13 protein-coding genes are annotated in these 12,059 nt (G+C 63.7%); 8 read left to right on the top strand and 5 right to left on the bottom strand.

All coding sequences use genetic code 11. The features are described from left to right. Nucleotides 1–31: 31 nt before the first annotated feature. Entirely contained in the window at nucleotides 32–298 is a 267-nt protein-coding gene (locus tag ACGI6K_RS01150; protein WP_376945582.1) for a hypothetical protein, read from the bottom strand. Between the two features lie 106 nt (nucleotides 299–404). On the opposite strand from ACGI6K_RS01150, the gene ACGI6K_RS01145 reads away from it, so the two are divergent. The 3 genes from ACGI6K_RS01145 to ACGI6K_RS01135 all read left to right on the top strand — a co-directional run bounded on the left by ACGI6K_RS01145 (nucleotide 405) and on the right by ACGI6K_RS01135 (nucleotide 2,409). Continuing rightward, the gene (locus ACGI6K_RS01145) at nucleotides 405–818 is read left to right on the top strand and encodes a helix-turn-helix domain-containing protein (RefSeq protein ID WP_376945580.1); all 414 of its coding nucleotides are present in this window, start codon (nucleotides 405–407) and stop codon (nucleotides 816–818) included. A gap of 398 nt (nucleotides 819–1,216) precedes the next feature. Continuing rightward, nucleotides 1,217–1,444: a hypothetical protein gene (locus ACGI6K_RS01140; RefSeq protein WP_377968975.1), complete on the top strand. Its 228-nt coding sequence runs from the start codon at nucleotides 1,217–1,219 to the stop codon at nucleotides 1,442–1,444. Further along, on the top strand, nucleotides 1,441–2,409 hold the full coding sequence (locus ACGI6K_RS01135; RefSeq protein ID WP_376945578.1) for a glucokinase: 969 nt from the start codon (nucleotides 1,441–1,443) through the stop codon (nucleotides 2,407–2,409). The genes ACGI6K_RS01140 and ACGI6K_RS01135 overlap by 4 nt, the downstream gene beginning before the upstream one ends. A 72-nt stretch (nucleotides 2,410–2,481) precedes the next feature. Here ACGI6K_RS01135 and gloA2 read toward each other — a convergent pair whose 3' ends face one another. The 3 genes from gloA2 to ACGI6K_RS01120 form a co-directional block, all read right to left on the bottom strand. Then, nucleotides 2,482–2,940, bottom strand: a complete 459-nt coding sequence (gene gloA2, locus ACGI6K_RS01130; RefSeq protein ID WP_376945576.1) for an SMU1112c/YaeR family gloxylase I-like metalloprotein — start codon at nucleotides 2,938–2,940, stop codon at nucleotides 2,482–2,484. A 179-nt stretch (nucleotides 2,941–3,119) separates the two neighbouring features. Beyond that, nucleotides 3,120–4,409, bottom strand: a complete 1,290-nt coding sequence (locus ACGI6K_RS01125; RefSeq protein WP_376945574.1) for a sugar MFS transporter — start codon at nucleotides 4,407–4,409, stop codon at nucleotides 3,120–3,122. A gap of 1,345 nt (nucleotides 4,410–5,754) precedes the next feature. Beyond that, a complete protein-coding gene (locus ACGI6K_RS01120; RefSeq protein WP_376945572.1) occupies nucleotides 5,755–6,117 on the bottom strand; it encodes a hypothetical protein in 363 nt (120 codons plus the stop codon). 227 nt (nucleotides 6,118–6,344) lie between these two features. Between ACGI6K_RS01120 and ACGI6K_RS01115 the strand changes: the two genes are divergently transcribed. The 4 genes from ACGI6K_RS01115 to ACGI6K_RS01100 all read left to right on the top strand — a co-directional run bounded on the left by ACGI6K_RS01115 (nucleotide 6,345) and on the right by ACGI6K_RS01100 (nucleotide 8,395). After that, nucleotides 6,345–6,554: a hypothetical protein gene (locus tag ACGI6K_RS01115; protein WP_376945570.1), complete on the top strand. Its 210-nt coding sequence runs from the start codon at nucleotides 6,345–6,347 to the stop codon at nucleotides 6,552–6,554. A gap of 158 nt (nucleotides 6,555–6,712) precedes the next feature. Next, nucleotides 6,713–6,970: a transposase gene (locus tag ACGI6K_RS01110; RefSeq protein ID WP_376945568.1), complete on the top strand. Its 258-nt coding sequence runs from the start codon at nucleotides 6,713–6,715 to the stop codon at nucleotides 6,968–6,970. Nucleotides 6,971–7,529: 559 nt separating this feature from the next. Continuing rightward, complete coding sequence (locus tag ACGI6K_RS01105; protein WP_376945566.1) at nucleotides 7,530–7,790, top strand: DUF2790 domain-containing protein; 261 nt, start codon at nucleotides 7,530–7,532, stop codon at nucleotides 7,788–7,790. A 116-nt stretch (nucleotides 7,791–7,906) separates the two neighbouring features. Further along, a complete protein-coding gene (locus tag ACGI6K_RS01100) occupies nucleotides 7,907–8,395 on the top strand; it encodes a nucleoside 2-deoxyribosyltransferase (protein WP_376945564.1) in 489 nt (162 codons plus the stop codon). Nucleotides 8,396–8,443: 48 nt separating this feature from the next. On the opposite strand, the gene ACGI6K_RS01095 is transcribed toward ACGI6K_RS01100, so the two are convergent. Then, the gene (locus ACGI6K_RS01095) at nucleotides 8,444–8,983 is read right to left on the bottom strand and encodes a phasin family protein (RefSeq protein WP_376945562.1); all 540 of its coding nucleotides are present in this window, start codon (nucleotides 8,981–8,983) and stop codon (nucleotides 8,444–8,446) included. 258 nt (nucleotides 8,984–9,241) lie between these two features. On the opposite strand from ACGI6K_RS01095, the gene ACGI6K_RS01090 reads away from it, so the two are divergent. Beyond that, complete coding sequence (locus ACGI6K_RS01090; protein WP_376945560.1) at nucleotides 9,242–11,974, top strand: DUF3141 domain-containing protein; 2,733 nt, start codon at nucleotides 9,242–9,244, stop codon at nucleotides 11,972–11,974. The last annotated feature ends 85 nt before the right edge of the window (nucleotides 11,975–12,059 follow it).

The raw sequence follows: 12,059 nt of genomic DNA, 5'->3' as shown, positions 1-12,059 counted from the left end.
AGGTTCCCGGGTGCGGTTTGTCCGCCTTCGGTCAGGGTTCCTCCGTCATCGTGGGCCGTCGCATTCTCTCCACATCATCCGCATCGGCCAGGATGCCCGGCAGCACTTCGGCGCCGATCGCCAGCGACAGGTCGCGCAGGATGGAAAAGGTTAGCCTCCCGTTGGGCAGGGTGCTGGCGCCGGCCCAGCGCTGGACGGCCTGGGTCACCGTGCGCGGTTCGTAGCCGTGGGTCAGGGCGAAACGGCGGAAGTTGCTGCCTTTTTCGATCAGCCGGGCCTGGATCTGACACTTGTTCATGGCTCGGGTGTTCTCATTTGGTTAAGATGTACTCGTTGCGCGTAACGATATCTACTCTAAACGCATATGTCAAACGGTAATACTCCAAATGCGTAAGAAAAGTGCGATGGCTGTTCTGGTGCGCCTTAAAATGCTGACGGGTTGCGCGACCGATACGGCTCTGGCCTCCACGCTGGGCATAAGCCCCCAGACCCTGAGCAGTTGGAAGTCCAGGGATACCATTCCCTATGCGCTGTGCGTAGAGGTGGCCGACAAGCACGGTGTCTCGCTCGACTGGCTGCTGCTCGGCGAAGGGGCTATGAGCCGAGGTGAGGTGGAGGGGATGGCGGCCCGGGAGTCGGCGGCCGTCTACGACATCAGCCCCGGCGAGCAAGCATTGCTCGAACTGCTCCGTTCGCTCGGCGAGGGCGACCGCCAGGAGATCCGGCATGTCGCCTCGGAGAAGAGGCGCCTGATCCGCATCGAGCAGCGCCTCGAGGAACTGGCTGCGGCGGTCGCCGCCATCAAGCGGCCCGTCTGAGCATCGGGGTTCGCCACGCGCTCGGCCATCGCCGGCCGGGCAGGTCGGCTGAACGTTGCCGGGGCTCCGCTCTTTCGATCATTCCCATGGTCGCGGCCGCGCTTTTCCCGTACGCGTTCGGGGGCTTCGGAGCATTCGCGATCAACGAGAGAACTGCCGGCGTCCCGGCTTGGCAGGCAGGGATGAAACGGGCTTGTTAAGCGAAAAGCCAAAGGCTAAGGTAGCGTTATCTTTCGGCTGTATCCCTGCCGTGCCGTGGCCTGCTTCCGGTCTGTGCTAAAGAGAGCCGGGAGGCTGTGCGGCATGGGCGAAGGGGTGGCAGACCTGAGCCTATTTGTGCACCAACTGCGAGTATAGCGCAGTCTTCGTGGCGCGTCCGGGAGCGACTTTCTTTCGGAATGTCGCGCTTTCAGGGGCTCAAAGGACGGTCGTCCCTGCCGCTGGCCGCTGCCTTGTCGTGCGATCGCGACCAGTTTCAGGTTCTTGCCGGGATTTTTCCGGACTTTATCTACAAAATACAACAAAGTGTGAAGCCTATGACTGTCGAAACCCACATCTCCGCGTTCCATTCTATCTTGGCCACCTCGCACGGGATGCGCCCCGGACTGCAGGAGCGACTGAAATGACTCTGGCAATGGTCGGTGATATCGGGGGTACCAACGCGCGTTTCGCCTTGTGGCGCGATGAGCGGATCGAATCGGTGCAGACGCTGCCCGCGGCCGACTTCGCCACGCCGGAACTAGCGATCGAGCATTACCTGTCCTCCCTCGGACTTTCGTCGGGCGATCTCTCCAGCCTGTGCCTGGGTTGCGCCGGGCCGGTGTCCGGCGAGGATTTCCGCTTCACGAACAACCATTGGACCCTGAACCGCAGCGCCTTCCGTCGGACATTGGGGCTGGACAACCTCCTGCTGATCAACGATTTCACCGCCATGGCGCTAGGTATGACGCGCCTGCGCGAGGACGGACGCATCCAGATCTGTCCCGGCGCGTCGGAGCCCGGCAACCCGTCTCTGGTGATAGGGCCGGGCACCGGCCTGGGCGTCAGCACCCTGGTGCCTGACGGCGACGACCGTTGGCGGGTGCTGCCGGGCGAAGGTGGGCATGTCGATCTGCCGGTCGGCAGCCTGCGCGAGGCGGCACTGTGGCAGCAATTGTTCGCTGATCTGGGCCATGTACGTGCCGAGGATGTGCTCAGCGGCAGCGGTCTGGTGCGACTCTACCGGGCGGTCTGCGCCTTGGACGGCCATGCGCCGCACCTTGGCACTCCCGCGGAGATCAGCACGGCCGCCCTGGCCGGCGATCCAGTCGCGGTGGAAGTCCTGAGCCTGTTCTGCATTTGGCTCGGCCGGGTCGCCGGCAACGGCGTGCTGACCACGGGCGCGCGTGGCGGTGTCTATATCGTCGGTGGGGTGATTCCGCGCTTCGCCGCCTTCTTCCAGTCCAGCGGTTTCGCCAGCAGCCTGTGCAGCAAGGGTTGCATGAGCCATTACCTCAAAGGCGTGCCGGTCTGGCTGGTGACCGCCGAATATCCCGGCCTGGAGGGCGCTGGCGTGGCCCTGCAGCAAGCGCTGGAACCCGCCGCCGCCTGAGTCCGAGTCTGGGCATCGGGGCGTTGTCCCTGGCGCCCGGAAGCGGCGTCTTCCCCTTTCCGGCGGGGCCGATCATCCATCCTCGCTGGCGCGGGCGGAACCGTATCCGCCAGGGCCGTTAGGTTCCCGGTGGTCCTGTCGATCCCCCGACTCGTACAGCTCCAGCGGCAAACCGTCAGGGTCCGCGAAGAAGACGAAGCGCCTGTGCGTGTACCCGTCGGTCCGGATGGGCTCGACGGCTATTCCCTGGCGCTCGAGTTCCGCCTTGCAAGCGGCCACGTCCTCGACCGCGAAGGCCAGGTGACGGAGGCCGCAAGCCTCCGGATAGGAAGGGCGCGCCGGCGGAGCGGGAAAGGAGAAGAGTTCGATCTGCGAGCCGTCGGGCAGCGCCAGATCGAGCTTGTAGGACTGACGCGCGGCCCGGTAGTGCTCGGCCAGGATGCGCAGCCCCAGGCATTCCGTATAGAAGCGCTTCGAAACCTCATAGTTCGAGCAGATGATGGCGGCATGGTGTATGCGGCGAAGGCGCATGGCGTGATGGCTCGTATCGGCTGAATGACGGATTTGGACCTGGCGGGCGGTCTGACGTCGAGACGGGACGATACGGAAGATACCGTGCATCGTCGCTGGCTGCGCAAGGGACGTCGACTGGAGCAGCACTCCGGGCCTGTACGGCCCGGAACGGCAAGGAGAAAACGGTGGCTTCGCGATCAGTTCGCCAAGTGCGGACGGCGTGCGTACCAGCCATAGGAGGCGATGCCGGCGTAGCAGATAGCCGGAACGGCCAGCGCCAAGGAGAGCGTCGACAGATCGGCGGCGAGCCCGGTGAGCGGCGGAACGATCGCGCCGCCGACGATGGCGCAGCAGATCAGGCCCGAGCCCTCGGCGGCCCGTTCGCCGAGCCCTTCGGAAGCCAGGCTGAAGATGGTCGGGAACATAATGGAGTTGAACAATCCCACGGCCAGTAGCGACCAGCCGGAGATGCTGCCGGTCGAGAGGCTGGAGAAGCTGATCAGGACGATGGCGGTACTGGCTGCGAAGGCGAGCAGCTTGCCGGGAGCATAGCGGCGCATCAGGGCCGCGCCGACGAAGCGGCCGACCATGGCGCCACCCCAATAGAAGGCCACATGCTTGCCGGCTTCCTCCGCGACCAGATGCAGGGTGGTCGGCAGCATCAGGTAGTCAGTGAGCAGGCTGCCGATGGCCACTTCGGCACCCACGTACAGGAAGATGCAGGCGGCGCCGAAGGCGAAGCGCGGCTGCTTCAGCAGGTCGAGGGCGGAAAACGGATTGAGACGCTCGGGCCTTTTCGAGGACTTCAGCGCGTTGCGCTGCAGCCAGACGATAGCGGCGATGAGGCAGATGATCAGGGCGATGCCGACGTAGGTATTGCTGATGACGCTGGCTTCGTGGGCCAGGAAGGCCGAGAGCTCGGCGCCCGATAGCGTCGACGGGTCCACTTCGTTCAGGGCGCCGAGAATCAGGATGGCGCCGATGTAGGGGGCCACGGTGGTGCCCAGCGAGTTGAAGCCCTGGCCCAGAGTCAGGCGGCTATGGGCGGTGGAGCCCGGCCCGAGCAGCGACAGCAGGGGATTGGCGACCACCTGGACGGTGGTGACGCCTACCGCCAGGATGAACAGGGCGCCGAGGAAGGCTGGGAACAGCGTCGACAGGGTTGCCGGGATGAACATCAGGCAGCCGACAGCCATGGTCAGCAGACCGACGACGGCGGCCTTCATGTAGCCGATGCGCGAAATCAGCAGGCCCGCCGGGATGGAGGCGACGAAATAGGCGAAGAAGAACGCCGACTGCACAAGCATGGCCTCGGTGTAACTGAGGCTGAACAGGTCCTTCAGCTTTGGAACGAGGACGTCGTTGAGGCTGGTCAGCCCTCCGAAAATGAAGAACAAGGCGAAAACGTACAGGCTCAATCGCTGCGCCTGGGGAGGCGCCAGAGTGTCCGTGCCGGCATTGTTGAAGGTCGTTTCTACCGTCGTCATTGTGCATTTCCTCTTGTTGTGATTGTTGCTTCAAGGAGAGGCTCCTGCCGTGGGCAGGACGGCGCTTTCTCTAACCTGTAAAGGTTTGTCGAGAGGAGGCACCGATCGTGTCGGAATGCTCACTTGCCGCTTCGGCGTACCTTGAGGCGGTTCCGGTGGCGATCCGGGGTTTGTGTCTTGCCGGAATGGCGAGGCCGGTGGTAGCCGCCTTCGCCGCTCGTGGCAGGAGGCGTTTAGCCGGCTTCGGCCTGGCCTCAATGACGGATATCGGTACGCCGAGGCCGCAAGGGGGGACTGTGTCTTCGCCGTCCGAGAGTGGTCGCCCTACGCCGTTGGAACGGCCAAGCAGGGCGGAACTGGCCGTGGTGGGCAGTTCCTGAGTCGATCCACATGGCGTTGGATGAACGCATAAGATACCTCGATGCGTGGACGGCGTGTCTCGCGGGCTTGAAGCCCATTGTCGAGCGGAGAATCTTGCTGCCGTCCTGCTTGTTGTTTTTGTCGATTGTCGCCTGGATTTCACCGCGGAACGGTCTGCGGGCTCCGGGGGAAATAAGGGAAAACTGCTAGGACAGCGCTACCTTAGTGGCTGGACTCTTCTTTGACAAGTGCTGAGGTCCAGCTATTGATGAATCGTTTCACTAGTCGGCTGCGCTGGCCTGTTTCCGAGCCGACAGCCGGAACGATCAGCCGTGGCTCAGGGCTTGTCGCCGTATGGGGTGCCATCCCGGTACTGCTGGGAATGTCTGGTGCGCAACCGGCGTTTTTCCGGGCGATTGAACGGCGACCGAGGCGCGGCGGCAGCCGGCGGCTCGAAGTCTCGGGAACATGATTGTGGGTTGGCACCGGCTCGGTGGGACGAGGCCAGGAGGCGATCCGATTGGTGCGTTCGCATAAGGGGGGAGGCACTGTTTGGGCGGAACCCTTTCCGCTTCCGGTCGGAACTACTTTCTTCTGCACAAACGAAAAGCGCCAAGGGGCTACCTTGGCGCTTTTCGTTTTCCCTTCTTCCATGGGCCATCGTCCTGATGATGCCGCAATCCTGCGACAGTCCCTGACTTCCATCCCTGGCAGCCTTCGTCGATCCTTCGACGTCGGTGTGGAAATGAATTTACCGGGATCGACGTCTCGGGCAAATTGGGAGAACTCCCGATCTTCTGTAAGTGATGGCTTACAGGGATACGCCAAGCTTGTCGGCTGACGTCGTTTGAATCCAGCCGGCCGGATACATGCTCGTCGCGAGCGGCCGTATGTCTACTGCCAATCCCCATTGCTGCGATCACGGTCGGGGTGGGCCGAACGGATCGGACCGTACGCCAACCGTTGTGCTAGAACACCTGGCGGATCAATACTCACCGCATTGCACTTTCTGCTGCTGCATCCGATGTTTCGCCTCCCGTCCGCGAAGCCTGCCCAGGCTTTCGGCGACCCACCTGTCCAACGGCACCGGATGTTCGAAGGCATCGGCGGATACCGTGCCCTTGATCTTGTTGAGTACGCCCCACATGCAGTTCGACACGGCGTCGCTCCAGCCCACAACGATCGGCTCCGGAGATGAGGCCATGGTTTCATCCGTGGAAATGCGCCACCCAACGATATCCAGCTCACTGATTTCATGACTGTCGTCCGTGCCGTCGCCTAGGTAAGTGATCTCGACAAGCACCAGGTTCTGATTGGTGTTGGGGATGGTGGTAAAGGACTGAATCATCGGGCTCTCTATAAATTCTGGAATTGGTTTGAAACAGGGCGGCAGCTTATCGGCGTCGCTCGGGGAGTAGCACCCCGCCAGCCCTACCGGTCGTCGATGAGTTGCCCGGTGCCCTATCGAGACGGCGCCAACGGGCCTTCCCAAGCCTTTCAGCATGGGCTTATGGACTGGCCGTCCCGGTTTTAGTTTTATTGCCGCCGGTCGGTTCGTAGAGTGCCGATGGGCAAATGGATCGTCTTGCTGGACAGGTTCTGCCGGCCTTTATCGGCTATCCGGTTAAGTCGGTCGGGCATGTTGCCGATGAAACGGGCCTCGCCGTCTCGCCTTGCTTCTACCGCTGCGACGGGGTAGTGACTTTGCGAACCTCCATTCATTCTGGCGAACAGTCCGGTTTCATTCATGACGAAATGGGAAATACGGCCGAACGAGAATCATGACTGTCGAACGCAAGCCCGGAATATTCCGCCCTTGCTGGCATAGAGGCGCGGTGGGCGCCTGGGGCAGCTCTGGTTGCTGGTCTCCTCTGCAGGGCACCTCTAAAACCCTCGCGTCCCGAGAGTAAACTCGACGGTTTGTTGATCTCCGGAGCCTGCCGATGTTCAGCCTATTTGCCGACCAGGAACGTGAAGCCAAGCTCGATAGCCTAAGCGACCCACTGGTTCTACTGGACAAGCATGTGGACTTTGCCGCCCTGGCAGCCGAGATCGACCGTAGAGCGCCTCGCCCCAGCCACGTCAAGGGCAGTCGGCCGCCTTATCCGACAGAGCTAATGACGCGCCTGCCGGTGCTTCAGCAGTTGTTCAACCTGTCCAACGAGCAGATCGCTCAGCGTGATTCGGAGGGCGGTTTTTAGAGGTGCCCCGTAGAGGCGCCGGACGTTCGGTGCCCACATACGAAGTTACAACTTCCGTATAACTTCCAGCGCTCTTTCGAATATTCCATCGAGACGGCTAGGCGAAACCACGTATATACCCGCCAGCCAACTTCCCCGCATCGTCCTGAAACGCTCATCGCAAACTTCCGGTCCCGCCCCAAGCTTTCACGGCGATCCGCCGATGCGAATTCGAGCACTCGTTCCAGCCGCCAAGACATCCAGAACCGTTACACGCAACGCCCGCCGAATTACCGTAACTCAATGAAATAAAAAGTCTTTTACCCTTCCATCCGACCAACTTTCGACCGCCGGCGATCGCTTCCCGGCATTATTTTCCCTCCACTCAACAGTCCTTGCGGTTATTGCTTATTTAATGAGATTTTCACAACTTTTAAAATCGACTCACCTTCCGGAAGAACTTGAAAACCGGAGGCGACAATTGCCCAACCGCATTATCCCTACGGTGGACAAATACCTGGTCCGGCTCATACGAGGCCGGACAGGTTATCGATAAAGTTTCGCGCTAAGGTGATTCTCGATGAAAGCGTTGGCCTGGCTGGCTTTGGCCGGTCTTTCGTGCATGGCCGCCGCCGACGGCCAGACGCAGTTCGCGCAGAAGGCGAACGCCACGGATGTCGAACGCTACGAATACGCCACGAACCTGGACATCGCCCGCGTCATCCATACCGAAAACATCCCCGACGACATCTGCGAAGTGGTGCCGATCCACATATTTTACGAAGACAGTCACGGCGAACGGCACACCCTCGAATACAGCGTCATGGGCGGCCACTTCTGAGGCCGGCCACGGCTCTCGCCCGAGCTTGCCCCTTCCCCGCCAGCGCGCGAAGCTGACGCCGGGAACCGGCGCCCTGCCGGTCCCCCCCGGCCAAGCAGCGAAGCGAGGAAAACACCATGCCCAGGATCTATCTGGCCGGCCCGGACGTGTTCCGGCCCGATGCCGTCGAACGTGGCGCCCGGCTCAAGCGGCTATGCGCCGAGCATGGCCTCGAAGGCCTCTATCCACTGGACAACCAGTTGCCACCGGAACTGACCCCGGCCGCAGCGGCGCAGTGGATTCTCGAAGCGAACATCGCCCTCCTACGCAGCGCCGACGCCGTGCTGGCCAACCTGGAACCCTTTCGCGGCCTGGAGCCAGACTCCGGTACCGTGTTCGAAGTGGGCATGGCCGTGGCGCTCGGCAAGCCGGTATGGGCCTGCTTCGCCCCTGCCGGCGACCTGCGCGCCCAGGTTCCCCACGGAGCGGACGGACGCGACGCACGGGGCTGGCTGGTGGAGGATTTCGGCCTGCCGCGCAATCTAATGCTGGCCTGCAGTTGGACGGGGTACGGCGCCACCTCGGAAGCGGCACTCGCCGAGCTGGCCCGCCATCTCGGCGTCTGACGCAAAGGCGACAGGCCGCCACGAAGCCCCCCGCGGAACCCGGTCCCGTCACTCCCTGGGTTCGAGCGCGCCAGCGGCGGCGCTACCGGCCTCGCGGGTCGCGCGGACCGCGTCGTCGGCCTGCGCCAGTCCCCGCCCGGCGACCTCCAACCCGCGCCCGTACAAGCAGTCGATCTGCTTCGCCGTGGCCTGCAGGGCGTTCACCAGGGGCTTGGCGTCGGACGGCGCGTTCCTCGCCACCTCTGCGACCATGCCGTGCATCTGTCGGGTTCCGATGTCCATCTGCCGCCGGGCCAGATTGAGCAAGACCCTCTGACTCGCTGCCGCTACTTCCTGAGCCTGTCGCCCATACTCCAGCATCCGCACCGCTTGGGCCGCCGGCGACAACTCGACGGGCGCCCGCGTGCCGGGCGCCGCAAGCAACCACCGCCAGTTGGCGAAGAACAGGTCGCTGGCCGTGTGCAATGCCTGGAACTGCAACCGGACGAGCCGCTCGCTGCCCTCGATCACCCCTTCGCCGAGGTGCCGTACGGTCTCCAGACCGGACGGCACGCCTTTCTGGAACACATTCGAATCAAAGCTGGACATGTCTCAATCTCCCAAAGGCAACGACCGGGTCGGCCAGACGCGCCGGACCGCGGCAGACCGTCCGGTGCATTATGACGTTCCCAGATATCTCGCCGCATAATTTTTTTGCGTTGCAAAAAAAGTTTGCTCCATCCTGTACCCTCCGCTATAAGAAACGAGCCATTGTCCCCGAGCCTCCATGACCCACGGATCCGAATCCGCTGGCTTCTTCCGGAGGAGCGCACCGTTTGGCCTTACTCCAGCACGAAGAGGGTGATCATGAGCCAGGAGACTTTTTTTGCGCAGCAGGAGGACTGCTTCTCCTCTTTCCACAACTACGTCCAGCATATCGGCAAGCTACAGAAGCTGCAGGCGGACAACTTGCAGGACGGTATCCGGCGACGCCAGGAAAAATCGCTGCAGAAACTGGCCGCCTGCGCCACGCGCCAGATCGGCCCCGGCGACTGGCTCGACTACCTGAGCGACTTCAACCAACGCACCCTGCTGTTCTGCGACACCCTGCGCCGGCGCGCCGACGGCACCCTCGAACATCGCCACGCCGGCTACCCGGTATTGCTCAAGTTCGACTACGAACTGCTGCTCGACGGCCGCGATCTGCCGGCCCCGGTGAACTATTCGCTGCTGCATATCCTGCCCGGTCCGAACCAGACGACTGACCCCTCCCTGCCGCCAGTGATCGTCATCGACCCGCGCGGCGGCCACGGCGCCGGCATCGGCGGCTTCAAGGAGGACTCGGAGATCGGCGAAAGCCTGCGCGCCGGGCACCCGACTTACTTCATCTCCTTCAGCCACAGCTCGGAACCGGGCCAGACGCTGAATGACATCGCCCTTGCCGAGGCGCGCTTCATCGAACTGGTCAGCGAGCGCCACGCCCATGCCGGCAAGCCGGTGCTGATCGGCAACTGCCAAGCCGGCTGGGCGCTCATGGGACTGGCGGCGCTGCGCCCGGAACTGCCGGGGCTGCTGATCGTGGTCGGCGCCCCGCTGTCCTACTGGGCCGGGGTCAACGGCCGCAATCCCATGCGCTACGCCGGCGGCCTGCTCGGCGGCGCCTGGATGACCCGCCTGGGCAGCGACCTCGGCAACGGCCGCTTCGACGGCACCTGGTTGGTCAACAACTTCGAGAACCTCGATCCGGCCCATTCCCTGTGGCGCAAGTACTACGATCTTTTCGCCAACGTGGACAGCGAAGCGCAACGCTTCCTCGATTTCGAGCGCTGGTGGGGCAGCCCCAACCTGTTCAACAGTGAGGAGATCGAGACCATCGTCGACGAACTTTTCATCGGCAACCGCCTGACCGGCGGCCAGAACACCCTCACCGACCTGCGCAAGATCGAGGCGCCGGTAGTGGTGTTCTGCTCCTACGGCGACAACATCACCCCGCCGCAGCAGGCCCTGAACTGGATCGCCGACCTCTATCCGACCGACTTGGCGCTGCATTCGTCCGGGCGCACCATCATCTACCTCAAGCACGCCAGCGCCGGCCACCTGGGCATCTTCGTCTCCGGCCAGGTGGCGCGCCGCGAGCACCGCCAACTGATCGGCGCCATCGACGCGATCAAGGCCCTGCCGCCCGGCCTCTTCGAGCTGATCATCGACGAAGTGCCGCATCCCGACGGCGGCACCCAGTCCTACCAGGTGCACTTCGAGTCGCGGCGGATCGCCGACATCCTCGCCGAGGACGACGGCCACGACGACGAACGGGAATTCGAGCTGGTCGACCGCGTCTCGGCGATCAGCAGCACCTTCTACGACTGGACAGTGCGTCCCTGGCTGAGCCGGGCGATCAACGAACCGGTCGCCGAGCAGTTGCGCGAGCACCATCCTTTCCACCTGCAGCGGCAGCTCTGGAGCAGCTTGAATCCGGCGACCTGGTGGCTGTCCGGCACGGCCGAACTGGCCCGCCGGCGACGCAATCCGGCGCGCCCCGACAACCCCTTGCTGGCCTGGCAGGAATTCTTCTCCGACAGCGTCGAGAACACCCTCGATACCTGGCGCGACCTGCGCGACGCCAGCCAGGAGCTGGCCTTCCATACGCTCTATGGCTGGTTCAGCACCCTTGCCGGCGGCCAGCGCACCAGCGCGGCCGAGAAGTTCGCCAGCGAGCGGGAACGGACCCTCCTCGAACGCCTGTACGCCGCCTTGCCACAGGGCGGCGTGCGGGAAGCGGCGATCCGCATCCTGCTACTGCTCGCCAGAGCCAGCGGCCGGCTGGACAAGGCCATGCTGGAAGGCATCGTCAAGGATTACCGCCGCCGGGCCTACGCCGACCCGCACATCCCGGACGTCGCCACCCTGCGGGAAATCACCCGCCAGCAGAACCTGCTGGTGTTCGCCTATCCCGAGGAGAGCCTACAGACGCTGCCCGAATTGCTGCCCGATATCGGCATACGCCAACGTATCCTCACCGAGGTGCAGAACATCGAGCCCGGCTGGCAGCGCAGCGACGGCCCGCTGGGCGCGCTCTGGCGCCAGTTGTTCGAGGTGCTGGAGCTGCCGACGGCGGAATTCGCCCTGCTGCGCCTGGAATCCCCCACCACGGCCGAGCAACCCGCCGAGGCGGATGCGGCCGCGCTCCCGGAAAGCACGCCGCCGACCGCCGAGCCGAAGATCCGTCCCGCAGCCGAGAGCGTTGCCGTTCCGGCCAAACGGCAGGAGGCACTGATCGAACCGATCCCGACCGTCGTCCCCGAGCCCACGGAAACGGCGGCGGCCCCCAAGGCCGCGGCGCCCGAACCGATTGCCGCGCCGGCCGACCCCGCTGGTCAGGCACCGGCCGAAACCAGCCCGGCGGAGACAGCGCCCAAGCCGCACGCCGACACCGTGATCAGCGAGCCGCCGGAAGCCCCGCCCAGCGCCGAGGTCGCGCCGGCCGGCAGCGGAAAGCCCCCGGCCAAAACCACCGCGACCAAGCGCACAACGGCACAACGAACCGTCAAACCGCGCCGGCCGCACAAACCCGGCGGCACTCAGCCTGGCGACAATACTTAGGCCTTCGAGATGGCCCCCGGACTCAAGGGCACCTCTAAAAACGTAGGCGAGGCAGTCAGCGCAAGGCAAAAACAGGCGAAAAAGC

This window comes from Azorhizophilus paspali (assembly GCF_043587585.2).
Lineage (GTDB): Bacteria > Pseudomonadota > Gammaproteobacteria > Pseudomonadales > Pseudomonadaceae > Azotobacter > Azotobacter paspali.
Note: the sequence above shows the minus strand (reverse complement) of the source record. Positions and strands in the feature narration are given on the sequence as shown.